Origin of the sequence: Streptomyces sp. NPDC056486 (assembly GCF_042795295.1) — a bacterium.
Taxonomy (GTDB): Bacteria; Actinomycetota; Actinomycetes; order Streptomycetales; family Streptomycetaceae; genus Streptomyces.
In genome coordinates this window covers 18840-41382 of record NZ_JBHTSF010000082.1, presented here as the reverse complement: position 1 = coordinate 41382, position 22543 = coordinate 18840, and the positions used below count along the sequence as shown (strand labels likewise).

The following is a 22543-nucleotide window of genomic DNA, read 5'->3' as shown; positions in this document are numbered from 1 at the left end:
GAGCTCACGGTGGCGTTCCCTTACGGGGATCTGGCCGCCACGGAGGAGCTGCTCAGCCGGTACCAGGGCGAGGTCGCCTGCCTGATCCTCGAACCGGCCACCACTCACACCGAGCCGCCGCCCGGCTATCTCACCGGGCTGCGCGATCTCGCCGACCGGCACGGCTGCGTTCTGATCTTCGACGAGATGATCACGGGCCTCCGCTGGTCCGAGGCGGGCGCCCAGGGCCTGTACGGCGTCGTCCCCGACCTCTCCACGTTCGGCAAGGCGCTGGGCAACGGGTTCGCCGTCTCCGCGCTTGCCGGGCGCCGCGACCTGATGGAGTGGGGCGGTCTTCGTCACTCCGGCGACCGGGTGTTCCTGCTGTCCACGACACACGGTGCGGAGACACACTCCCTGGCGGCAGCGATGGCCGTGCAGACCACCTACGTAGAGGAGGGCATCACCGCGCGGCTGCACGCCATCGGCGAGCGGCTGGCCGCCGGTGTCCGCGAGGCCGCGGCCGGCATGGGCGTCGGTGACCACATCGTCGTCCGGGGCCGGGCCAGCAACCTGGTCTTCGCCACCCTCGACGAGAACCGGCAGCCGTCGCAGCAGTACCGCACCCTGTTCCTGCGCCAACTCCTCGCGGGCGGGGTGCTCGCCCCGTCCTTCGTGGTGAGCAGCGCGCTCGACGACGCCGACATCGACCACACCGTCGACGTGGTGGCACAGGCATGTGCGGTGTACCGAAAGGCACTTGACGCAGCCGACCCCACCCCTTGGCTGGCCGGGCGACCGGTGAAGCCCGTGTTCCGGCGCTTGGCGTGAAGCGACCTGACGTGACCTGACCTGACGTGACGTGATGTCAGCGGCGCTCTCGCTGACCCACGTCGGCCGACCGGTCGGCCAGCCGTTCAGCCGTCCGGTCGACCAGCCACCCTGTCGCCGGTACCACCGCAAGGGCGGTGCACCAGCCGCCGAGGACGTCGGTCGCGTAGTGCGCGCTCAAGGCGACCTGCGCCCAGCCCATGGCGGCGCCGGCAACCAGCGCCGCGGCGAGCACGAGTAGCGTGCCGGCCGTCCTGCCGAGGCCGAGCCCGCCGGTCGCGAGCAGCGCCACCGTGAGGGCGAGCGCGGTGAGGAAGGCGGTGTGCCCGCTCGGGTAGGACAGGTTGTCGGCGCCGTGGATCGTGCGTCCCACCAGGGACTTGAGCAGCGTTGCCGTCACCACGGCGATACCGACCCCGGCGAGAACGAACACCGCCGCGCGAGGTCGCCGAAGCAGCAGGCAGACCGTCACGGCGACCACGATCAGCGCCGCCGCCCCGGCGGGCTCCCCCAGGAAGTCCGTGGCCAGAGCGACACGCCGCCACGGCGGCCGCACACTGTCCGCCGTCGGATCGACGATCCAGCTGTCCACCGTGCCGGGCCGGCTGTGGCCGGCGTACATGACGCCGAGCACGACGACCATCAGCGTGGCGAGGACCGCGATAAGGCCGAGCCACGCGCGCGGCGCCGGGGGCAGCACCGGGGGCTCCGGCCGGCGGGTCACACGCCACCGCCCGGGCCGATGAGCTCGTGCGCCAACTTCCGCGCACCATCGCGGACCATCCGGCAGATGCGATGCACCTACCCCTCCCGTCAGAGCCGTTGACGCCATGTCACCCGCCGCTACCGCGGCCTGACCAAGGGCATCGGAAACGGTCTCTGCTCGCCACCCTAGCAATGAGCGCTTCCCGACCGGCGCGCCAAAGTGCCTAGCGGACCACAAGAGGCGGCAGGAAGCGGGGAGTTCGGTCCTCGACGGCCTGCGCCGCGTCGAGGATGCGCTCCTCCGCGTACCGCCCGCCGATGAGCTGGACGCTGACCGGCAGGCCCTGACTCAGCGACGACGGCACGGTGACGGCAGGGAAGCCCAGGACGGGCACGGCCGTCATCGGCCACATGGCGGCGACGAGTTCGGCGGCGCGCTCGGGGCCGGCGATGTCCGCGTCCTGCTCGAACGCCGGCTCAGCGCAGACGGGGGTGAGCAGGATCCGGTCGTTGCCCAGGAGTTGCTGCAGCTCGGTGATGAGGGAGGCGCGGCGCGCCCAGCCCTTGATGTACGCGTCGAGGGACGGACGCTCGCCCCAGATCGCCCCCGCGGCGGCGAAGGAGTACTGCAGCGACGTACGGATGTCGTCGTCTCCGACCTCGTTCACCAGCGGGAGCATCGGGCGGAAGTCCTCGTAGACCAGCAGCGCCCAGATGCGTGCGGCCTCGGCGAGCAGCGGCAGGTCGTCGAGTTCCTCGACCTCGTGCCCGGCGTCGACGAGCCGGGCGACGGCGTCGGTGACGGCCTGGTCGACGCCCTCGTGGTTCTTGACGGTGCCGATGCCGCGGACCACCGAGACCTTGGCCTTCACGCCGTCCGGGAACCGGGCGGGCGCGGTCGGGATGCCGTACGGGTCGCGCAGATCAGGGGTGGTCATGACGGTGAGCGCGAGGCGGGCGTCGGCCACTGTCCTGGCCAACGGCCCCTCGACGGCGCACGCCTGCACCGTGGGAGGGAAGTCGATCTGCTTCTTGCCCGCGGGGGTGTCGGCGTAGGCGGGCGGCATCCAGCCGGAGACTCGGCCGACCGTGGGGCGGATGCCGACCACGCCACAGCAGGCGGCCGGATAGCGGATCGAACCGCCGATGTCGTTGCCCTGCGCGATCGGCGTCATGCCCGCGGCGAGACTGCTGGACGCGCCGCCGCTGGAGCCACCGGGGGTGCGGGCGGGGTCCCAGGGGTTCAGGGTGCGGCCGTGCAGGCCGTTGGTGGAGAACCAACGGTAGGAGAAGGCGGGGGCGTTGCTCCGGCCGAGCAGGACGGCGCCTGCCTCCCGCAGGGCCGTGACGCAGGCCGCGTCCTCTTGTGCCGGATGCCGTGCGAGGGCCGCCACGCCGTGGCTCGTGGCAAAGCCCCGCTGATCTGTATTGATCTTGGTGGACACCGGTACGCCGTGCAGCGGGCCGAGTTCGACGCCCGCAGCGACGGCCCGGTCGGCGCGGCGCGCATCGGCGAGCGCATTGTCGGGGCGGATGTCGACCAGCGCCCCGAGCCATGGGTTGGTCTCTTCGATGCGCGCCAGACAAGCCTGCACGACCTCTACGGAGGAGACCTCGCGCCTGCGGATGGCATCGGCCAGGTCGGTGGCGCTGCGCTGCCACAGCTCGGCAGCCGGATTCCGGGTTTCCATGATCGCCTCTCGCCTCTGACGAACCTCTGAAGAACCTCTGAAGAAGGGGGTGCCCGCACGGCGCCCGCACCCGGGAGACTCGGGAGATAGCCCGGTCGTGCGTTCAGCGCGGCGGGGGACCGCTCCACGCAGAAATCAAACATCGTCATACAACGACGTTTTATTGAAGCCCAGACTCATGTTCCCCACCCGGCTTGTCAAGACCTGATCCGCGACCTCGACGGCTCTGCTTTCCGTCGACGCCCTCGCGTGCCCCACCCTGGAGCAGATCGACCGCCGCAAGGACGGCCCGCGTCCCCCGCTCGTCCGACCACCCCTCGGGGTCCTCCAGCGTGGACAGCCAGTACCCACGGAACAGCAGATGCAAGATGTCCGCCGCCAACTCCGGGGCGGGCGTGCCCGCGGCGACGGTCACCTCCTCCAACTCGTCACGCTGGGCGCGCGCCACCGTCCTGACCCGATCGACCTCGCGCCCGGCGCCCGACCCGGCCCCGACGATCTCCATCAGGAGCCTGCGCATCACCTCGTCGTCATCCGCGGTGGTGCACATCCACCGCGCGAACGCCGCGAGGCGCTCGGCCCCTTGAGTGCCTTCAAGAGCCTCCTCCGTCTCGCGTCCCCACTCCTCCTCCGCGTGCCGCATGGCGTTGACCATCAGATCGGAGCGGCTCGGAACGTAATTGGTGACCATGGCCGTCGAGCCGCCGAGCTGCTCGGCGACGGCGCGGATGGTCACGGCGCGCACCCCCCGCTCACGGGCCACCCGGATGGTGGCGGCGGCGATCTCGTCGAGCCGCTGGGCTGTGTCTACCTCGATCGGCATGTCATCGACCTCAAATCGACCTCGATACGGAGTGTTGACGCGGTGGAGAACTGCTGCAATGTTGTCATACAACGCCGTTACACAACGTCGTTGTATCTCATGTGGCTGGAGACGCTCCCATGCCTTTCTCCTTCGAGCGGATCGGCGCGGCGCCCCTCGCCGAGAACGCCCGGCAGTACTTGGTCCGCATGCGCGACGGCGTGCGCCTCGCCACCGACGTCTACCTCCCCGCGGCCCGGCAGGACGACCTCCCCGCGGCCCGGCAGAGCGGCGACGCGGCGTACCCGGCGGTGCTCGTGCGCCTGCCGTACGACAAGAACAGTCGCTACGTGTACTTCGACCGGATCGCGCGCCTGTTCACCGACCGCGGCTACGCGGTGGTGGTGCAGGACGTGCGCGGCAAGTTCCGCTCGGGCGGCAGCACGGTGCCCTTCCTGCGGGAGTCGCAGGACGGCTACGGAGCCATCGACTGGATCATCCACCAGGACTGGTCGGACGGCCGCGTGGGAATGTTCGGCGACTCCTATTACGGGTTCACCCAGTGGGCCGCCGTCGCCGCCCAGCACCCGGCCCTGCGAGCGATCGTGCCCCGGATGACCACGGCGGACTTCAACACGATCTGGCAGCCCGAGGGGCAGAGCGCGCCGGTGTGGCTCGAGGGCATCGAGTACTTCGCCCACCACTGGGTGGACAACGACTCCTACGAGTACCGGATCGACCGCTCCGGACGCCCCGTCATCGATCAGTATGAAGAGGCGTTCCGCGCCATCGGCGCCCGCTCCTTCTGGTTCGATCTCCTTGCGCCCCGGCATGCCGGTCTGTCGACGCAGCCCGGTCTGCATCCCTTCGACGCACGGCCGGTGCCGGTGCTGCACTGCGTGGGGTGGTTCGACAACATCGTCGCGGCGCACATGCGCGACTACGTGGAACTGGCCTCGCGGCCCGGCTGGGACGCCGTCCAGTACCTCTGGGCCGGCGCGGTCGACCACGAGAACTACCGCCTCGCGCAGGCGCCGGTCCGCGACGAGGACGACCACAACACCAATGAGGACGCCCTCGCCCGGATGCTGCCCGACTACGCGCATCCGGCCATCGACTTCTTCGACGTATTCCTCAAGGGCATCCGTCCGGTGTCCTCGCTGCCCAAGGTGAGATGGGAGCTCGGCCATGCCGACTGGCGCACCTCCAGTACCTGGCCGCCGCCCCACAGCACCGAACGGACTTTCTGGCTCACGGACTTGTCCCGTGCGACAGGACCGCTGCCGGGCGCCTCGCTGGCCGACGCGCCCGTCGGGGACGAGCAGGACACGCAGTGGGCGCACGATCCGGACGCCCCTGTGCCTTCGCTGATCGAGGACTCGTTCGCCTATCTGCACGGCTACCCGGACCTCGCGCCGGTCGCCGCCCGTGACGACGTACTCGCGTTCTCCACTCCCGTGGTCACCGAGCCCCTGGATCTGGCAGGGCCGATCGGCGTGGACCTCCATGTCACCAGCACCGCACCGGAGTTCGACGTCTTCGCCAAGGTCGTCGACCTCCACCCGGACGGGCGGGCGCATCAGATCACGCGGGGCCAGGTTTCGGTGCGCGCTGCCGAGGCGGCCGACGAGATCCATCTCGATCTCGGGCACACCGGCTACCGGCTGCGTACCGGGCACCGCCTCGCGCTGATCCTGGCCGGCAGCGACCATCCCCTGTTCCTGCCCGCTCCCGGAACCGGCGAGAACCCCTGGACGGCGCTCACCACGAAACCCAGCACCCAGACCCTGCACACCGGCGGCACCTGCCCGTCCCGGCTGACCGTCACCCTCGCGCCCGCGACCACGACCTCGCCCTCGCCCGGCGTCTGAACCACCCCGCGTCGTCCCCGCACGCCGACGCACCACCACCCCCACACCCGGCTGAAAGAACGCTTCCCCCAGAACACTTCCGCAGCGATCCGACTCCCCGAGGGGCTCCTCATGAAGGCTCCCAGAATCACCGCCCCGGTCGCCGGCGCCCTGTGCGTCCTGCTCACCGCGACCGCCTGTACGCCGGGCACCTCCGCCGATCCGGCGCCGGTCCCCAAGAAGCTCACCATGACCACGCCCGCCGCGGCGGGCACCCTCGACGACGTCACATGGAACCTGCCCATGGGCGAGCCGAGAACGCTGGATTCGGCGAAGGTCGCCGACTATTCGCCGAGCACCGTCAAGGCCAACCTCTGTGACTCCCTGCTGCGCCTGAAGCCCGACTACTCCACCGCCCCCGGCCTCGCCTCCTCCTGGAAGCGGCCCGACGACACCACCCTGGTCCTCAGCCTCCGCAAGGGCGTGAAGTTCTGGAACGGGCACCCCATGACCGCGGACGACGTCGTCACCAGCCTGCGGCGGCAGGGGGATCCCGCGACGCAGAGCGTCAACGCGAATCTCCTCACCCACGTGAAGTCGATCGCCGCGACGGGCGCGCACCAGGTGACCGTCCGGTTCAAGACCCCCGACGAGATGTTCCTGAAGGGACTCGCGACCAGCTTCGGCACGGTCAACGAAGCCGCCTACATGAAGAAGGCCGGACGCGCCTACGGGAGCACCAAGGGCGGACTGATGTGCACCGGGCCGTTCGAGCTGACGTCCTGGAAGTCCGGCGAGTCCATCACCGCCACCCGCAACGCGGACTACTGGGACGCCTCCCTCCGGCCCAAGATCAAGAAGCTGACGTTCAAGTTCATCACCGACGGTTCCACGCTCACCAGCGCCCTGCTGTCCGGTGAGGTCGACGGCAGTTACGAGATCAGTTCGGCCGGCGCCCGCGCCCTCAAGTCGTCCGACGTGGGCACTCTTTACCACGGCCCTTCGGCGCAGACGAACTTCATCGCCGCGATCGGCCCCGGCTCACCGCTGGCGGACCACAAGATCGCCGAGGCGCTCTCACTCGTCCTCGACCGGGACGATCTGATCAAGAACGTGTACGCAGGCGCGGCGCAGAAACTCAAGACCTTCATCCCGTCCCTCGTGTGGCAGCACGGCGAGGCGGCCGACCTCTACGCCAAGGGCCACGACGCGCTGCCCGCCGTTCCCGAGGTCGACGTGGACAAGGCCAAGAAGCTGGTGGGCCAGGCCCGCACCGAGAAGCGCACGTTGACGGTCGCCATGGCCGCGGGAGACCAGCAGTCGCAGCAGACCCTCACCTTCCTCCAGGCGGGGGCCAAGCGGATCGGCATCAAGATCGTCATCAAGCAGCTGCAGCCGACGCAGATGTCGGGTCTCTTCTTCGACGCCTCGCTCCGCAAGGGCCTGGACGCGACCATGGTCCTCGGTTACGTGGAGATCCCCGACCCGATCTCTTACGCGCAGCTCCTCACGGATCCCAAGTCGCTGTTCAACTGGACAAACTACCGTAATGGCAAGGTCACTTCACTGCTCGGGCAGGCGCAGGCCTCCATGTCGCCGGAGAAGTCGGCCAAGCTCTTCACTCAGGCCCAGAAGCGCTACAGCACCGATCTGCCCGTGGTGCCCATGGCCTCTCCGAACGAGCGCCTCTTCCTCAACAAGCGTCTCAGCGGGGCCCCTTCGTCCTTCGCCTACATCAATATGCCGTGGGCGGCCCACCTCGGCGGCACCGGCAAGGGCACCTCGTGATCGGCCGCTTCGTCGCACGCCGGGCGGCGGCCCTGGTGGTGACGCTGCTGATCGCGAGCATCGCCATCTACGGCGCGCTGTTCCTGTCCCCCGGCGACCCGGCGACCCTCCTTGCCGGCGGGGGCAAAGAGCCAAGTCCCGGTCTCCTGAAGGAGGTTCACCGCCAGTACCACCTGGACGATCCGTTCCTGGAGAGCTACTGGCGCTGGCTGACGGGCATGCTGCGGGGCGACGCGGGACAGTCCCTCAGCTACCAGGACTCCGTCACCCGCTTGTTGGGCGCCCGGGTCGGCAACACCCTTCTCCTGATCGGATACGCCGCCGCCCTCATCGTCGCCTTCGGCGTCGCCCTCGGTGCCCTGGCCGCCCTGCGCGGCAAGTGGGTCGACACGGTGGTGACGGTGCTCTCCACGACCCTCATGGCGGTGCCCGTCTTCGTCATGGCGGTCCTGCTGACGTGGGGCTTCGCCGTGCGCCTCGGCTGGTTCCCGGCCTACGGGTCAGGGGCGGGCCTCGCCGACCGCCTGGAGCACCTCACGCTGCCCGCCCTGGCACTGGCCGCCTCGTGGCTCGCCTACGTCGCCCAGGTGTCCCGCGCGGCGATCCGCGCCGAACTGGTCTCCGAGCATGTGCAGACCGCCCGCAGCCGGGGCATCAAGGAGCGCTTCATCGTCCGCAAGCACATCCTGCGCAATGCCTCCGCGCCGATCGTCTCCGTCTCGGGTGTGGCCGTGGCCGGTCTGATCGCCGGGTCGTCGATCGTGGAGCAGGCCTTCGGTCTCAACGGCATGGGGGCGCTCCTCATCCAGAGCGCCGCCAAGCAGGACCTGGCCGTGGTGCAGGCACTCGCACTGCTCACGGTGGTGGCGTTCGCCCTGATCAACACCGTCGTCGACGTGCTGAGCGCGGCGCTCGACCATCGCGTCCCGCTGGGAGGAAGCCGGTGAGCACCTATCAGCTGGCCTCCGCGGCAGGCGGGCGGCTCCCGCTCGGCCGTGTCCGCGCCCTCGCACGCGGCCAGGCGGTACCGATCCTCGCCGGAGCTGTCGTGGCTCTGGTGGTCCTCGCCGCGGTGTTCGCCCCGCTGCTCGCTCCGTACGATCCCAATGCCGTTGATCCGCTGGCCGTTTCGCAGGGCAGCTCGGCGGCGCACTGGCTCGGCACCGACGACACGGGGCGCGACATCCTGTCCCGCCTCCTGTACGGGGCACGACCCAGTCTGCTCGCGCCGGCCCTCATCACCCTGACGGCGGGCGTGGTCGGCACGGCGCTCGCGGTCTCGGCGGCCTGGCTCGGCGGCTGGTACGACCGGGTCGTCTCCGGGTTCCTCGACCTCGTCTTCGGCTTCCCCGGGCTCGTCCTTGCCGTCGTCGGCGCGGCGGTCTTCGGGGCGGGTCTGGACATCGCCGTCGCCACCCTCTCCCTCGCCTATCTGCCGTACATCGCCCGCATCCTGCGCGGTGCGGCCCTGCGCGAGCGCTCACTGCCGTACATCTCCGCGCTCGGCATGCTCGGCCTCTCCGGCCGGAGGATCTGTCTGCGGCACCTTCTGCCGAATCTGCTGCCGCTCATCCTCGTACAGGCGACCACCTCGTTCGGCTACACGATGCTCGACGTGGCGGCGTTCTCCTTCATCGGGCTGGGCACCCAACCACCCACCGCCGAATGGGGGTTGATGGTGGCGAACGGCGCGCCCGGCATCATCGGCGGACAGCCCGGACAGTCGCTGTACGCCGGTCTGGTCATCGTCGTCTTCGTGATCGCCTGCAATCTGCTCGGCGGAGCCCTGTCCCGTCGGCTGCTCGGGGAGGACCGATGAACGGCATGGAGACTCCTGCGACTCCCCTGCTGGAGTTCGACGGCCTGCACGTCACCCTGCCCGTCCGGGGCGAACACCGTACGGTCGTCCACCGTGTGGATCTCACCGTCCCGACGGGCACCGCCGTGGGCCTGGTGGGCGAGTCCGGCTCGGGCAAGTCACTCACCGCCCGTTCCGTGCTGCGGCTGCTTCCTCCCGGTGCCCGTGTCAGCGGGGACGTCCGTTTCGAGGGCGCCTCGATCGCCGCCATGGATCAGGGCGCGCTGCGCACGCTGCGCAGCCACGAGGTGGCGATGGTCTTCCAGGATCCGCGGGCGCACATCAATCCGCTGCGCACCATCGGCGACTTCCTCACCGAGGGTCTGATCACCACGCGCGGGGAGCGTCGCGTCGTCGCCGCGGCCAAGGCCACGGACCTGCTCCGCGAGGTGGGAATCGCCGACGCCACGCGGCGGCTGCGGCAACGCCCCGCCGAGCTGTCCGGCGGGTTGCTGCAACGCGTGATGATCGCGGCGGCCCTGATCACGGAGCCCCGGTTGCTGCTCGCGGACGAGCCGACCACCGCACTGGACGTCACCACGCAGGCCGAGGTCATGGCCATCATCGACGAGGCGCGGGTCCAGCGGGGGCTCGCGATGCTGTTCATCACCCACGACCTGGCGCTGGCCTCGGCCGTCTGCGACAGCATCGCGGTCATGTACGCGGGTTCTGTGGTCGAGCAGCTGCCTGCCTCGCGCCTCCACGAAGGGTCCTGCCACCCGTACACCCGGGCCCTTCTGGCCTCCCGGCCCGACCCGGGGGCGGGCGCCCGGGCGTTGCGGGCGATCGACGGGAGGCCCCTGTCGGCGTTCGAGGCCGGTCCCGGCTGTGCGTTCGCGCCCCGCTGCCCGGCGGCCCAGGACGTCTGCTCGACCGAGCTTCCGCTGCCGGAGCCGACCGGTGACGGCCGTACCGCCTGCCACTTCCCCCGCCTCGCGCACGACGGAGCGCCCGGCACGGACAGGAGAGTGCCTCATGTCTGACACCGACATGTCTGACACCACCACGTCTGACACCAGCGCCCCGACACCGGTCCTGGAGGCGGTCGGCCTGCGCAAGACGTTCGGGGACTTCGTCGCGGTCGACGGCGTCGACCTGTCACTCGCCGCCGGTGCCTCACTGGCCGTGGTCGGCGAGTCCGGGTCGGGCAAGACCACCACCGCCCGCATGGTCGCGGGCCTCGAAGTGCCGACCGCCGGCGCCGTCCGGTGGAACGGCCGGTCCCTGCCGGGGCACCGGGCCCGCACCGCCGTGCGCAGGAGCTTCGCCCAGGACGTTCAAATGGTCTTCCAGGACCCCTACGCCTCCCTGGACCGCCGTCAACGCGTCGACGACAGCATCAGCGAAGTCCTTTCGCACCACACCGACTTGCGCGGCAGTGCGCTGACCCGGCGGGCCGCCGAACTCCTCGACCAGGTGGGGCTCGGCACACGGCAGGCGCGCTCGCTGCCGCGCGCGCTGTCGGGCGGCCAGCGCCAACGCGTCGCCATCGCCCGCGCGGTGGCCGTCCGCCCCCGCGTCCTGGTGCTCGACGAGGCGGTCGCCGCCCTGGACGTGTCCGTACAGGCCCAGATCGTCACCCTCCTGCGGGAACTGCGCGAACAGTCCGGCATCGCCTACCTGTTCATCACCCATGACCTCGGCATCGTCCAGCACATCTGCGAGGACATCGTGGTGATGCACCGCGGCCGGGTCGTCGAACGGGGCCGCACGGTCTCCGTACTCGAACGGCCCGAGGCCCCGTACACCCGCAAGCTGATCGGCTCGGTGCCCCGCCGGGGCTGGACCCCGAAACGCGCCGACACCACCCCCTGAGTTCCCGCCGATGCCTCGGACCACCACCATCCGCCGCTCAATGGAGTCACGCCATGTCCTTCTCCCCCGCCCTGACCTACGCGTTCGAGATCCGCGCCCACCTCACCAAGTCCTTGCACGTCGGCCACGGCGACGGAGAGGTCACCGAATTCACCCCGATCGTCGGCGGCACGGTGGAGGGCCCCTTGCTGAGCGGGAAGGTCCTGGCGGGCGGAGGCGACTGGAGCAGTACGCGCGGCGAGGTCTGTCAGCTCGACGCGCGCTACCTGATCCGGGCCGATGACGGCGCCGTCATCGACATCGTGAACCGCGGCTACTACCACCCAGCGCCCCACAGTCCCGAACAGCACGACGGCGACCTGCAAGTCAGCCACGCAGGCCACTACTATCGCACCGCCCCCGTCTTCCGCACCGACGCACCCGCTCACCGCTGGCTCGCCGAGACGGTCTTCGTCGGCCTGGCCCGCCCCGAGGGCGCGGACGAGGACACGGCCGTCATCCGCATGTACGCACTCAAGTAGCCGAGGCCACGCGCATTCGAGCGCACTCCATCCGGCACAATTCCCGCATGGAGATTGCCGAGCACATCGAAGTCCTGGACGCCGAAGGCCAGTTGCTGGCCCGGGCCGCCGAGGTGGCCGGGACGGGTGCCAAGGTGGTCACCTGTCCCGACTGGACCGTCCGCGATCTGCTGCGGCACACGGGGGCGGTGCATGTGTGGGCCGCGGCGTTCGTCGCCGAGGCGCACACCTCGCCGCGGCCGGTGGGCGACGCGCCGGACCTGGACGGCGCCGCGTTGATCGACTGGTACCGGCAGGCACACGGCGACCTGGTCGCCACGCTGCGTGCCGCCGCGCCGGACGTGCAGTGCTGGGCGTTCCTGCCCGCGCCGTCCCCGCTCGCGTTCTGGGCGCGGCGGCAGGCGAACGAGACGGCGATCCACCGCGTGGACGCCGAGTCCGCGCGCGGGGGTGCGCCGTCCCCGGTCGGTACGGAGTTCGCGGCGGACGGGATCGACGAGCTGCTGCGCGGGTTCCACGCGCGCTCGCGCAGCAGGGTGCGTACGCAGGAGCCGCGGGTTCTGCGCGTGCGGGCGACCGACGCGGACGCCGTGTGGACCGTACGCCTCTCGCAGGAGCCGCCTGCCACACGGCGGGGCGACGAGGGCGACGAGGGGCGGGCCGACTGCGATCTTTCGGGTCCCGCGGAGCACCTCTACCTCGCGCTGTGGAACCGCGGACCGTTCCCACAGGTCACCGGCGACACCACGCTGAGTGCGCTGTGGAGCGAGACGTCAGGCGTGTGAGGGCGGCCGGGCGCGTGAGGGCGGCCGGGCGCGTGGAGCAGTCTGCTACTCGGAGCCGGTCCCCACGAGCATCCGCTCAAGGACCGCGCGCTGGAGCGGCCGCACCTGCGCGTGCAGTCGGCGTCCCTTGTCGGTGAGCACGACCCGCACCCCGCGCCGGTCCTCGCTGCACATCGCGCGCTCCACCAGACCGTCCTTCTCAAGGCGGCCGATGAGACGGGACAGCGCGCTCTGGCTCAGATGAACCCGGCCCGCGATGTCCTGCACGCGGTAGGCGCAGTCACCGTCCGCCGCGGCACCCTCGGACAGCACGTCGAGGACTTCGAAGTCGCTCGCCCCGAGCCCGTGTTCGCGCAGGGCGTTGTCGAGTTCGCACAGGGTGCGCGCGTGCACCGCGAGGATGTCGCGCCATTGATCCACGAGCCCTTGCTCGGCCTTTTTCGCCGCCATGACATGGCACGGTAGCAGAGAATGCCCTGTTTATTGCATCGACATTAAATGCATTTGCATTAAATGCATGCACATTCACCGTCGGTACGCCACCGGCCGAGCCGACGCGTCAGCCCAGCCAGCCGGGGCGTACCAGGCCCGACTCGTAGGCCAGGACGACCAGTTGGGCGCGGTCGCGGGCGCCCAGTTTCACCATGGTCCGGCTGACGTGCGTCTTCGCCGTCAGCGGACTGACGAACAGGCGGCGGGCGATCTCCTCGTTCGACAGGCCGATGCCGACGAGCGCCATCACCTCCCGCTCCCGCTCGGTGAGCTCCCCCAGCGTGTCGGCGTCCGCGGGCTCCTTGGAGCGGGCAGCGAACTCGGCGATGAGGCGGCGCGTCACGCCGGGCGAGAGCAACGCGTCGCCGTCGACGACCGCGCGGACGGCCCGCAGCAGTTCCTCGGGCTCGGTGTCCTTGACGAGGAAGCCCGAAGCCCCGGACCGGATCGCCTCGAAGACATATTCGTCCATCTCGAAGGTGGTCAGCATGACCACCTTGACGTCGCCGAGGTCAGGCTGGTCGGTGATCCTGCGGGTCGCGGCGAGCCCGTCGAGCAGCGGCATGCGGATGTCCATCAGGACGACGTCGGGGCGCAGTTCGCGCACCATGCGCACCGCCTCCTCGCCGTCCGCCGCCTCGCCCGCGACCTCGATGTCCCGCTGGGCGCCGAGCAGCGCCTTGAAACCGGCCCTCACCAACGACTGGTCGTCGGCGAGCAGTACGCGGATCACTGGTCCTCCTGAGATGCCGTGCGGGTGGGCAGTACCGCGGTGACCCTGAATCCCCCGTCCGGGCGCGAGCCCGCCTCGATCGTGCCATTCAGGGCGGCGGCGCGCTCCCGCATCCCGGCAAGACCGTTGCCGCTGCCGCCCGCGTCGGCGCCGGTGGCAGGGCCGTCGTCGTCCACGCGCAGCGTGAGCGCCGCGGCCTCGTACCGCACGAGCACGCGCGCGTGGCGCGATCCGGAGTGCCGTACGACGTTGGTCAGGGCCTCCTGGACGATGCGGAAAGCGGCGAGGTCCACGCCGGGCGCGAGCTTCTTGCACCTGCCCCGGGTGTCGACGTCGACGGTGAGTCCCGTACTCGCGGCCTGCTGCACGAGCTCGGGCAGCCGGTCGAGTCCGGGGGCCGGGGCGCGGGGCGCGTCACCGGGCGTACGGAGGGTGTCCAGGACCTGGCGGACCTCCCCCAGCGCCTCCTTGCTCGCGGCCTTGATGGTGGTCAGCGCCGTACGGGCCTGCTCGGGGTCGGAGTCGAGCAGCGCGAGGCCGACGCCCGCCTGGACGTTGATGACGGAGATGCTGTGCGCGAGGACGTCGTGGAGCTCGCGCGCCATGCGCAGGCGCTCCTCGTCGGCCCGCCGTTTGGCGGCCTGCTCGCGCTCCGCACGCTCCTTCATCCACTGCTCACGCTTTACGCGCGCCAGTTCGGACACGGCGATGATGGCGACGACCCAGACGGCGACGATGATTTCCTCGCCCCAGGTCCTGGGCGCGTCGCCGTCCGGCGGCAGCCACCGGTAGAGCCAGTGCGCGACCAGCAGATGCCCCGCCCACAGCATCGCGACGGCACCCCACGCCGCGCGCCGATACCCCGCGACGACCGCGGCGAAGCAGCCGATGGCGACGGTGATCAGGACCGGGCCGTACGCGTACCCGGCCCCTAGATAGAGCAGCGCGGTCCCGGCCGTGAAGTACGCGACGGTGATCGGGAAGCGGTGGCGCAGCAGGAGCGAGGCCGTGCCCGCGAGCAGGAGCAGCCGGCCCGGGATGTCCAGGTCCACCCGGTCGAGCTGGCTGTGGGCCGCGTACTTCGAGCCGATCTGCACGAACAAGGTGATCGCGAGCGTCGTCAGCCAGGGCAGCCTTCTGATGTCCGCCACGTCGTCCTGTCTGTTCCACCAGGGCGGCCCGTGCCGCCAGGCCGGCGGTCCGCCCCAGGGCAGGGACGGACCGCCGCGCCCGTGTTCGCGCTGCTCATCCATGTCGGCAACGCTAGACCGCGCGGTGGGCTGCGGGCGTCAGCCGGACGTGGCGATCACGCGTACTCCCGCTGGAGTACGTCGGGGGCCTTGTCACTCTCCGCGCCTTCGTGACCTCCGTGACCTTCGTGCAGGCCGAAGCGGCGGTGCAGTCGGCGCAGCGGACCGGGCGCCCACCAGTTGGCGCGGCCCGCGAGCCGCATGGCGACGGGCAGCAGGACGACGCGGATGAGGGTGGCGTCCACAAGGATCGTCAGGGCGGTGCCGACGCCGAGTTCCTTGAGGAAGACGACGCCCCCGGTCGCGTACGTGAGGAACGAGAGCGCGAGGATTCCGGCCGCCGCGGTGATCAGCGGGGCGCTCCGCCGGATCCCGGTGGCCACCGCCGCTTCCGTGTCGCCCACCCGCTCGTACTCCTCCTTGATCCTGGCCAGCATGAACACCTCGTAGTCCATCGACAGGCCGTAGGCGACACAGAACATCAGCACCGGGATGCTCGGCTCGATCGACCCGGTGGGCGTGAAGCCGAGAAGCCCCGACAGATGTCCTTCCTGGAAGACCCACACCAGGCATCCGAACATCACCGACAGGCTGAGCAGATTGAGCACGGTCGCCTTGGCGGGCAGGAGCAGGCTGCCGGTCATCAGGAAGAGGATGGCGAAGGTGGCGAGGAGGATCAGGCCGACGGCGTACGGGAGGCGGTCCAGGAGGGTGGCGCGGAAGTCGGTGGTCTCGGCGGGATAGCCGCCGACCAGGGCGGTCGCGGGGGCTCGGATGTCGCGGACCTCCGCGACGAAGGCCGGTACGTCGCCCCGCATCGCCGCCTGGGTCGGGACGACGGCGAGACGGGAGCCGCCGTCGTCTCGTCCAGGGGTTCCGAGCGCGATCGTCGAAGGGCCGGTACGGCGGCCGTCCTGGTAGCTGCCGGTGGGGGCGTCCACCTGGAACACACCCTGGATGCGGGAGAGTTCGGCGGCGTACCGCTGTGTCTGCCGGGTGCTCGCCGCTTCCCGGAGCACGACATGGACGGTGTCGGTGGGTTCGGCGGGAAACTCCTTGTGGATGGTCTCGGATGTGGTGCGGGACGACGTGCCCGTGGGCAGGGTCCGTTCGTTCGGCAGCCCGAACCGCAGGCCGAGCAGCGGTGACGCGGCGAGCAGCAGTACGCCGACCACGGCCGCGCCCGCGGCGACCGGCCGGCCCATCGCGGCGCGCGCGATCCGCTGCCAGAAGCCGCTCGCCGTGCGCTGCGGGCGCTCCACGCGGTGGCCCCAGCGGGCGAGCGCGGCGGGCAGCAGAAGCAGCGCTCCGGCCACCGCGGTCACGACGACGAGGACTCCCGCGTACGCGAAGGAGCTCAGGAAGAAGAACGGGAACACGAGCAGCGCGCAGAGCGATACGGCCACGGTGACCCCGCTGAAGATCACGGTGCGTCCGGCGGCGGCGGTCGCGCGGACCACGGCTTCCGGCTGGGCGTGGCCCGCGTGCCGTTCCTCTCGGTAGCGGCTGATGACGAAGAGGCTGTAGTCGATGCCGAGCCCGAGGCCCAGGACGAGGGCGAGATTCGCCGCGAACGTCGACACCTCGGTGATCTGCGCGATCGCCCGGAGCCCGGCGAGCGTGCCGACGACCGAGAGCAGCCCGACGCCGACGGTGAGCAGGGCCGCCACCGTCCGCCGGTGGACGAGGATCAGCAGGAGCACGACTGCGGGCAGGGCGAGCATCTCGGCGCGCAGGAAGTCGGTGCGTGCCTGCTCGCCGACCTGCCGGGAGATCTCCTCCTGACCGCCGACGGAGACTGTCAACTCTGGTGTGTCACGGTCGAGTTGAGGTGAGAGAGTGGCGAGCCGCTCGCGGGTTTCGGTGGCGCTGCCCTCCAGGCGGGCGAGGATGAGGCCGCTTTGGCCATGGGAGGCGCGCAGGGCCCGGCTCTTCCCGCTCCAGTAGGCGCTGACATCCGTGACGCCGGGTATGTCCCGTACCTCGGTGGCCAGTTGACGGGCGGCAGCCGTCGTACGCGGTGAGTCGACATCACCGTCGCGGGCCGTGACGAGGAGCGCGAGGTTGGGGTTCCCCGTGCCGTACTCCTCGCGCAGGATGTCCGCCGCGCGCACGGACTCGGTGCCGGGCGCGTCCCAGCGCGCGAGGTCGAGGTCGGCCTGGGCGCCGGCTCCGTAAGCGCCGAGGCCCAGGAAGGCCAGTACCACGCCGATCAGTACGGCGCGGCTGTGCCGCACCACGAAACGGCCGAGCCGGGTCAGCATCGCTGTCTGCCTCTCTCCCGGGGTCCCCGTGCGGGATCCGGTGCCGCCACGGTCGCGGTCCCCGCTGGAAGACCCGCTGGAAGGGCCACTGGAAGGGCCACTGGAAGGGCCACTGGAAGATCCACTGGAACGCGGGACTTCCGGTGGGCGGGGACCGGGTTAGGCTCGGCCCATGGGGGATGCGGGAATGCCCACGGGGATACGTTTCGAACTGCTCGGTCCGCTACGGGCGTTGCACGGTGGCGAGGTGATTCCGCTCGGGCCGCCGAAGCAGCGCGCGGTTCTCGCGGTACTGCTCCTCCAGGAGGGGCGGCCTCTCTCGTACGAGGGTCTGGTCGACGCGGTGTGGGGCGACGAGCCCCCGGTTCATGTGCGCAACCTCGTGCAGAAGTACGTCTCGGGAGTGCGGCGCGCCTTCGCTTCCGCGGGCACGGCGGGGCAGGCGGAGCCGGCGGGGCCCTCAGGACATGCGGGTCCGGACCTGACGTGGACCGGCAGCGGCTACCGGCTCTCCGGCGCCGCGGCCGACGACCTGCGGGAGCGACGGCAGTTGGTCGACTCGGCGCTCGCGGCGCGTGCCGCGGGGCAGCTGCGGCACGCGGGCGAACTCATCGACCGGGCCGAGGCGTTGTGGCGCGGCGATTTCGCGGAGGGTCTCAACGCCCCTTACCTGGCGGCGGAACGGCTCCGGTGGCGCGAGAAGCGGCTCACCGTCCTGGAGGCCAGGATCGCCGGGGAGATCGAACTCGGCCGCTCCTTCGAGTACGTCCATGAACTGATCCGGCTCGTCGCCGCGCACCCCCTGCGCGAGCGCCCGGTCGAGCTCCTGATGAACGCCCTGTACCGCACCGGCCGTTCCTCGGACGCGCTGCTCGCCTTCGAGGAGGCGCGGCGCCGGATCGCTGACGCCATGGGCGCGGATCCGGGCCCCGCACTGCGGTCCCTGCACGAGCGGATGCTGCGCCAGGACCCGGCGCTCCTCGCGACGCGGGCGTCAGCGGCCTGAGGCGACGCCACGCCCGCCAGCCGGCACGGCCTACTTCTGCTCCAACAGCCCCACGCCGTGGGCCAGTTGCGTGGCCGCGTACGAGAAGAACGCCGAACGGTCCTCGACGACGCGGTTGAACTGCCCGAACACCTCGAAGCCCACGAGCCCGAACAGCTGGGCCCACGCCGCGACCATCGCCATGATCACCGCCGGCGGCAGATCGGGCGCGAGATCCGCGGCGATCCGCTCGGCCTCGGTACGCAGCCCGCCCGGCAGCGGCTGCACGGCGACACCACGCTCCTGATGGGCATCGCGCACGATCCCGATGAGCAGCCGCCCGACCCGGGCCGCGGCTTCGACCGTGGAGTCGGGTGCGCTGTATCCCGGGACGGGCGAGCCGTAGATGAGCGCGTACTCATGAGGGCGCGCGAGCGCCCAGGACCGCACGGCCTCGCACACGACCGTCCAGCGCCGCACGGGTTCGGCCGACGCGGCGACCTCGGCGTGCGCCTCCTCGGCAGCGGCACCGAGGGAGTCGTAGGCGTCGATGATGAGCGCGGTCAGGAGGTCGTCGCGGCTGGGGAAGTAGCGGTAGAGGGCGGAGGACACCATGCCGAGCTCGCGGGCCACGGCGCGCAGCGAGAGCTTGGCGGCGCCGTCGGCCGCCAACTGTCTGCGCGCCTCGTCCTTGATGGCGGCGGTGACTTCGACTCGGGCGCGGGCCCTGGCCCCGCTGGTAGCGCTACTCATACAGGCAGTGTGCCATGAGTTCGGAGCAGTGCGCTAAAACGAGAGCATCGAGCACTTTCGAGAGCACTGCTCTTGCAATGGGGCACCGCTCTCGTGCACACTGCTCCTAAGCGAGAGCAGTGCTCTCGGAAACTCTCCCGACATTGGCGGTCACCATGTCTTCGTCCTCCTCCGCGACCCCCTCGCCCACTCCCTACTACCTCAAGGGCAGCCCTCTCGCCGTGCGGCTCAACAGCGTGATCGGCTGGCTGGCGCGACGCGGCATCAGCCTGATGGGGTCGGCCGAGCTCTCCGTACGCGGACGCAAGAGCGGCCAGATGCAGCGCGTCCCGGTCAACCCGTTCACGTACGAAGGTGCCCAGTACCTGGTCTCGGCCCGTGGGCACTCGCAGTGGGTGCGCAATATGCGCGTGGCGGGCGGCGGCGAGCTGCGCGTCGGCCGGAAGGTCCGTGCGTTCACGGTCGAGGAGGTCCCGGACGCCGAGAAGCTGCCGGTGCTGCGCGGCTACCTGGAGAAGTGGGGCTGGGAGGTCAACCAGTACTTCAAGGGCGTCACCGCCAAGTCCACGGACGCGGAGATCGAGGCGGCCGCGGGCGACCACCCCGTCTTCCGCGTCACCGTCACGAAGTGAGGGGCCGCCACGGGGTGAGGCCGCCGAGGCCGCCGACCCCCCGCGGGCAGATCCTCACCGCTCGGTTCCTCACCGCTCGATCTTGTTCAGCGCCCGTCCCGCCAGCGGGTGGTTGCGCACCAGCTCGCCGAGCGTCGTCGAGCCACGGGTGATCCTCGCGAACGCGTTCCACGCGGGCCTGAACCCGGTGATCACCGCGTGCAGCGCCCCCGGACGGCGCTCGAAGGCCGTGAGCATGCGCCGCCCGACGCTCATCTCGACGCCGAGCCCTGCCTTGATGGCGAAGGCGTAGTTCAGGGCCTGGCGGCGGGCGTCGACCGCGTCGTGCGCCTCGCCGATCCGCACCGCCCACTCCCCCGCGAGCCGCCCCGAGCGCAGCGCGAAGGAGATGCCCTCGCGGGTCCACGGCTCAAGGAGCCCCGCCGCGTCACCGCACACCACGACCCGACCGCGCGAGAGCGGCGAATCGTCGCTGCGGCAGCGCGTCAGATGGCCGGAGGAGATGCTCGGCTCGAAGCCCGCGAGCCCGAGGCGGGCGATGAAGTCCTCCAAGTACCGCTTGGTGGCCGAGCCTTCGCCGCGTGCGGAGATGACCCCGACGGTGAGGGTGTCGCCCTTGGGGAACACCCATCCGTAACTGCCCGGCATCGGGCCCCAGTCGATGAGCACCCGGCCCGCCCAGTCCTCGGCGACGCTCTGCGGCACCGGGATCTCGGCCTCCAGACCGAGATCCACCTGATCGAGCTTCACGCCGACATGTGCCCCTATGCGGCTCGCACTGCCGTCGGCTCCGACGACCGCACGGGCGAGCACCGTCTCGCCGCCCTGTAGCACCACGGCGACCGTCCGCCGGTCGGGCACCGCGGAGCCGTGCTGCTCCACGCGCGCGACGGTGGCGCCCGTACGCAACTCCGCGCCCGCCTTCTGTGCGTGCTCGACCAGTTGCTGGTCGAACTCGGGACGGTTGATCAGCCCGAAGAGCATCTGCTTCGAGCGGCGGGTGCGGGTGAACTTGCCGTCCAGGGAGAACGTCACCGCGTGCACCCGGTCCCTGAAGGGCAGTTCGAAGCCGGGCGGGAGCGCGTCACGCGAGGGGCCGATGATGCCGCCGCCACACGTCTTGTACCGGGGCAGTTCGGCTTTCTCCAGGACGAGGACACTGCGTCCCGCGACGGCTGCCGCATACGCCGCCGACGCCCCTGCGGGCCCTGCTCCCACCACGACGACGTCCCACACGTACTGCGCGTCGTCCGCTGGCACGTCCTGCGCGTCGTCCGCTGAGTTCTCGCTGCTCACGTTGGTCTACCGCTCCCGATCCAGCTGTTGGCCGCGCTTTCCAAGGCATCCTACGGCGGGCACCTCCGGCACCCTCCTGTGGGAGGATCACAACACCCACATACGTATAACGTCGCACCTACGAGGAGCGTGCCCATGTCGCCGAATCCGATCACCGAGACCGTCGCCTCGCTCATGCCGAAGGCGAAGGCGGAGCTCACCGAACTGGTGGCCTTCAAGTCGGTGGCGGACTTCGATCAGTTCCCCAAGAGCGAGAGCGCCGCCGCCGCGAACTGGGTGGCGGACGCGCTGCGCGCCGAGGGGTTCCAGGACGTGGCCCTGCTCGACACCCCGGACGGCACGCAGTCGGTGTACGGCCTGCTTCCCGGCCCCGAGGGCGCTCCCACCGTGCTGCTCTACGCGCACTACGACGTGCAGCCGCCGCTCGACGAGGCGGCGTGGACCACCCCGCCGTTCGAGCTGACGGAGCGCGGAGGCCGCTGGTACGGACGCGGCAGCGCCGACTGCAAGGGCGGCATCCTCATGCACCTGCTCGCGCTGCGCGCCCTGAAGGCGAACGGCGGTGTCCCGGTGAGCGTCAAGGTGATCGCCGAGGGTTCGGAGGAGCAGGGCACGGGCGGTCTAGAGCGGTACGCCGAGGAGCACCCCGACCTCCTGACGGCCGACACGATCATCATCGGCGACGCGGGCAACTTCCGGGTGGGCCTGCCGACGGTCACCGCGACGCTCCGCGGCATGACTCTCCTTCGCGTGCGCATCGACACTCTTGAGGGCAACCTGCACTCGGGACAGTTCGGCGGCGCGGCCCCTGACGCGCTCGCGGCGCTGGTGCGGGTGCTCGACTCGCTGCGCGCCGATGACGGCTCGACGACGGTCGACGGGCTCACGGGCGACGAGGTCTGGGACGGACTTCAGTACGAAGAGGCCGACTTCCGCAAGGACGCCAAGGTCCTCGACGGTGTCCAGCTGGTCGGCAAGGGCACAGTCGCCGACCGCATCTGGGCACGCCCCGCGGTCACGGTGCTCGGCATCGACTGCCCGCCGGTGGTCGGCGCGACGCCGTCCGTGCAGGCGGGCGCGCGGGCGCTGATCAGCCTGCGGGTGCCGCCGGGCGTGGACGCGGCCGAGGCCACCAAGCTCCTGCAGGCGCACTTGGAGACGCACACTCCGTGGGGCGCGCAGGTGACCACCGAGCAGATCGGACAGGGCCAGCCGTTCCGCGCGGACACCACGAGCCCGGCGTACGCGGCGATGGCGGAGGCGATGGGTGAGGCGTACCCGGGCGAGGAGATGCAGTACGCGGGGCAGGGCGGCTCGATCCCGCTGTGCAACACCCTCGCCGCGCTCTACCCCCGGGCGGAGATCCTGCTGATCGGCCTGAGCGAGCCCGAGGCGCAGATCCACGCGGTCGACGAGAGCGTGTCGCCACAGGAGTTGGAGCGACTCTCGGTCGCGGAGGCGCTGTTCCTCCAGAAGTACGCGGCGAGCTGAGCCACCGGGCGGGCGGGGCGGG

The 22543-nt window shown here is 70.8% G+C and carries 21 protein-coding genes; 12 read left to right on the top strand and 9 right to left on the bottom strand.

All coding sequences use genetic code 11. The features are described from left to right. Window positions 1-810: aminotransferase class III-fold pyridoxal phosphate-dependent enzyme (locus ACFQ7F_RS27985; protein ID WP_383275754.1), on the top strand; the 810-nt coding region annotated here is incomplete at its 5' end. Between the two features lie 37 nt (window positions 811-847). On the opposite strand, the gene ACFQ7F_RS27980 is transcribed toward ACFQ7F_RS27985, so the two are convergent. The 3 genes from ACFQ7F_RS27980 to ACFQ7F_RS27970 all read right to left on the bottom strand — a co-directional run bounded on the left by ACFQ7F_RS27980 (window position 848) and on the right by ACFQ7F_RS27970 (window position 4029). Continuing rightward, window positions 848-1534, bottom strand: coding sequence for a phosphatase PAP2 family protein (locus ACFQ7F_RS27980; RefSeq protein WP_383275751.1), 687 nt, complete (start codon window positions 1532-1534; stop codon window positions 848-850). Window positions 1535-1739: 205 nt separating this feature from the next. Then, window positions 1740-3206: an amidase gene (locus ACFQ7F_RS27975; RefSeq protein WP_383275748.1), complete on the bottom strand. Its 1467-nt coding sequence runs from the start codon at window positions 3204-3206 to the stop codon at window positions 1740-1742. A gap of 160 nt (window positions 3207-3366) precedes the next feature. Beyond that, window positions 3367-4029, bottom strand: coding sequence for a TetR/AcrR family transcriptional regulator (locus tag ACFQ7F_RS27970; RefSeq protein WP_383275745.1), 663 nt, complete (start codon window positions 4027-4029; stop codon window positions 3367-3369). 119 nt (window positions 4030-4148) lie between these two features. Here ACFQ7F_RS27970 and ACFQ7F_RS27965 point away from each other — a divergent pair, with 119 nt between their 5' ends. From ACFQ7F_RS27965 to ACFQ7F_RS27930, 8 genes are all read left to right on the top strand, one after another. Beyond that, a complete protein-coding gene (locus tag ACFQ7F_RS27965) occupies window positions 4149-5879 on the top strand; it encodes a CocE/NonD family hydrolase (protein WP_383275742.1) in 1731 nt (576 codons plus the stop codon). Between the two features lie 111 nt (window positions 5880-5990). Further along, a complete protein-coding gene (locus ACFQ7F_RS27960; protein ID WP_383275739.1) occupies window positions 5991-7646 on the top strand; it encodes an ABC transporter substrate-binding protein in 1656 nt (551 codons plus the stop codon). After that, entirely contained in the window at window positions 7643-8593 is a 951-nt protein-coding gene (locus ACFQ7F_RS27955) for an ABC transporter permease (RefSeq protein WP_383275736.1), read from the top strand. The genes ACFQ7F_RS27960 and ACFQ7F_RS27955 overlap by 4 nt, the downstream gene beginning before the upstream one ends. After that, window positions 8590-9465 (top strand): ABC transporter permease, encoded by an 876-nt coding sequence (locus ACFQ7F_RS27950; protein ID WP_383275734.1) that lies wholly within the window; start codon window positions 8590-8592, stop codon window positions 9463-9465. The genes ACFQ7F_RS27955 and ACFQ7F_RS27950 overlap by 4 nt, the downstream gene beginning before the upstream one ends. Then, window positions 9462-10487: an ABC transporter ATP-binding protein gene (locus ACFQ7F_RS27945; protein WP_383275731.1), complete on the top strand. Its 1026-nt coding sequence runs from the start codon at window positions 9462-9464 to the stop codon at window positions 10485-10487. The genes ACFQ7F_RS27950 and ACFQ7F_RS27945 overlap by 4 nt, the downstream gene beginning before the upstream one ends. Beyond that, entirely contained in the window at window positions 10480-11319 is an 840-nt protein-coding gene (locus ACFQ7F_RS27940; protein WP_383275728.1) for an ABC transporter ATP-binding protein, read from the top strand. Before ACFQ7F_RS27945 ends, ACFQ7F_RS27940 begins: the two co-directional genes overlap by 8 nt. 53 nt (window positions 11320-11372) lie before the next feature. Next, complete coding sequence (locus ACFQ7F_RS27935) at window positions 11373-11840, top strand: DUF3237 domain-containing protein (RefSeq protein WP_383275725.1); 468 nt, start codon at window positions 11373-11375, stop codon at window positions 11838-11840. Window positions 11841-11887: 47 nt separating this feature from the next. Next, window positions 11888-12625: a maleylpyruvate isomerase family mycothiol-dependent enzyme gene (locus ACFQ7F_RS27930; protein ID WP_383275722.1), complete on the top strand. Its 738-nt coding sequence runs from the start codon at window positions 11888-11890 to the stop codon at window positions 12623-12625. A gap of 45 nt (window positions 12626-12670) precedes the next feature. Here ACFQ7F_RS27930 and ACFQ7F_RS27925 read toward each other — a convergent pair whose 3' ends face one another. The 4 genes from ACFQ7F_RS27925 to ACFQ7F_RS27910 all read right to left on the bottom strand — a co-directional run bounded on the left by ACFQ7F_RS27925 (window position 12671) and on the right by ACFQ7F_RS27910 (window position 17364). Then, the gene (locus ACFQ7F_RS27925; RefSeq protein WP_383275719.1) at window positions 12671-13075 is read right to left on the bottom strand and encodes a MarR family winged helix-turn-helix transcriptional regulator; all 405 of its coding nucleotides are present in this window, start codon (window positions 13073-13075) and stop codon (window positions 12671-12673) included. A 109-nt stretch (window positions 13076-13184) separates the two neighbouring features. Beyond that, window positions 13185-13850 (bottom strand): response regulator, encoded by a 666-nt coding sequence (locus ACFQ7F_RS27920; protein WP_383275716.1) that lies wholly within the window; start codon window positions 13848-13850, stop codon window positions 13185-13187. Next, window positions 13847-15103 (bottom strand): sensor histidine kinase, encoded by a 1257-nt coding sequence (locus ACFQ7F_RS27915; protein ID WP_383275713.1) that lies wholly within the window; start codon window positions 15101-15103, stop codon window positions 13847-13849. The genes ACFQ7F_RS27920 and ACFQ7F_RS27915 overlap by 4 nt, the downstream gene beginning before the upstream one ends. A 53-nt stretch (window positions 15104-15156) precedes the next feature. Then, a complete protein-coding gene (locus tag ACFQ7F_RS27910; protein WP_383275710.1) occupies window positions 15157-17364 on the bottom strand; it encodes an MMPL family transporter in 2208 nt (735 codons plus the stop codon). 172 nt (window positions 17365-17536) lie between these two features. On the opposite strand from ACFQ7F_RS27910, the gene ACFQ7F_RS27905 reads away from it, so the two are divergent. Continuing rightward, a complete protein-coding gene (locus ACFQ7F_RS27905; RefSeq protein ID WP_383275707.1) occupies window positions 17537-18370 on the top strand; it encodes a BTAD domain-containing putative transcriptional regulator in 834 nt (277 codons plus the stop codon). Between the two features lie 30 nt (window positions 18371-18400). Here the strand turns inward: ACFQ7F_RS27905 and ACFQ7F_RS27900 are convergent, their stop codons facing one another. Continuing rightward, a complete protein-coding gene (locus ACFQ7F_RS27900; protein ID WP_383275703.1) occupies window positions 18401-19102 on the bottom strand; it encodes a TetR/AcrR family transcriptional regulator in 702 nt (233 codons plus the stop codon). A gap of 155 nt (window positions 19103-19257) precedes the next feature. Between ACFQ7F_RS27900 and ACFQ7F_RS27895 the strand changes: the two genes are divergently transcribed. Further along, entirely contained in the window at window positions 19258-19734 is a 477-nt protein-coding gene (locus ACFQ7F_RS27895; RefSeq protein WP_383275700.1) for a nitroreductase family deazaflavin-dependent oxidoreductase, read from the top strand. A 69-nt stretch (window positions 19735-19803) separates the two neighbouring features. On the opposite strand, the gene ACFQ7F_RS27890 is transcribed toward ACFQ7F_RS27895, so the two are convergent. After that, window positions 19804-21030, bottom strand: a complete 1227-nt coding sequence (locus ACFQ7F_RS27890; RefSeq protein ID WP_383275698.1) for a geranylgeranyl reductase family protein — start codon at window positions 21028-21030, stop codon at window positions 19804-19806. 135 nt (window positions 21031-21165) lie between these two features. On the opposite strand from ACFQ7F_RS27890, the gene ACFQ7F_RS27885 reads away from it, so the two are divergent. Further along, the gene (locus ACFQ7F_RS27885; RefSeq protein WP_383275695.1) at window positions 21166-22521 is read left to right on the top strand and encodes a dipeptidase; all 1356 of its coding nucleotides are present in this window, start codon (window positions 21166-21168) and stop codon (window positions 22519-22521) included. Window positions 22522-22543: the final 22 nt, after the last annotated feature.

What these genes read in the sequence shown, in the direction of transcription:
- ACFQ7F_RS27975 (WP_383275748.1), bottom strand. Translation starts at nt 3,206, where the DNA reads ATGGAAACCCGGAATCCGGCTGCCGAGCTGTGGCAGCGCAGCGCCACC.
- ACFQ7F_RS27970 (WP_383275745.1), bottom strand. Translation starts at nt 4,029, where the DNA reads ATGCCGATCGAGGTAGACACAGCCCAGCGGCTCGACGAGATCGCCGCC.
- ACFQ7F_RS27965 (WP_383275742.1), top strand. Translation starts at nt 4,149, where the DNA reads ATGCCTTTCTCCTTCGAGCGGATCGGCGCGGCGCCCCTCGCCGAGAAC.
- ACFQ7F_RS27960 (WP_383275739.1), top strand. Translation starts at nt 5,991, where the DNA reads ATGAAGGCTCCCAGAATCACCGCCCCGGTCGCCGGCGCCCTGTGCGTC.
- ACFQ7F_RS27945 (WP_383275731.1), top strand. Translation starts at nt 9,462, where the DNA reads ATGAACGGCATGGAGACTCCTGCGACTCCCCTGCTGGAGTTCGACGGC.
- ACFQ7F_RS27940 (WP_383275728.1), top strand. Translation starts at nt 10,480, where the DNA reads ATGTCTGACACCGACATGTCTGACACCACCACGTCTGACACCAGCGCC.
- ACFQ7F_RS27935 (WP_383275725.1), top strand. Translation starts at nt 11,373, where the DNA reads ATGTCCTTCTCCCCCGCCCTGACCTACGCGTTCGAGATCCGCGCCCAC.
- ACFQ7F_RS27930 (WP_383275722.1), top strand. Translation starts at nt 11,888, where the DNA reads ATGGAGATTGCCGAGCACATCGAAGTCCTGGACGCCGAAGGCCAGTTG.
- ACFQ7F_RS27925 (WP_383275719.1), bottom strand. Translation starts at nt 13,075, where the DNA reads ATGGCGGCGAAAAAGGCCGAGCAAGGGCTCGTGGATCAATGGCGCGAC.
- ACFQ7F_RS27915 (WP_383275713.1), bottom strand. Translation starts at nt 15,103, where the DNA reads ATGGATGAGCAGCGCGAACACGGGCGCGGCGGTCCGTCCCTGCCCTGG.
- ACFQ7F_RS27910 (WP_383275710.1), bottom strand. Translation starts at nt 17,364, where the DNA reads ATGCTGACCCGGCTCGGCCGTTTCGTGGTGCGGCACAGCCGCGCCGTA.
- ACFQ7F_RS27905 (WP_383275707.1), top strand. Translation starts at nt 17,537, where the DNA reads ATGGGGGATGCGGGAATGCCCACGGGGATACGTTTCGAACTGCTCGGT.
- ACFQ7F_RS27900 (WP_383275703.1), bottom strand. Translation starts at nt 19,102, where the DNA reads ATGAGTAGCGCTACCAGCGGGGCCAGGGCCCGCGCCCGAGTCGAAGTC.
- ACFQ7F_RS27895 (WP_383275700.1), top strand. Translation starts at nt 19,258, where the DNA reads ATGTCTTCGTCCTCCTCCGCGACCCCCTCGCCCACTCCCTACTACCTC.
- ACFQ7F_RS27885 (WP_383275695.1), top strand. Translation starts at nt 21,166, where the DNA reads ATGTCGCCGAATCCGATCACCGAGACCGTCGCCTCGCTCATGCCGAAG.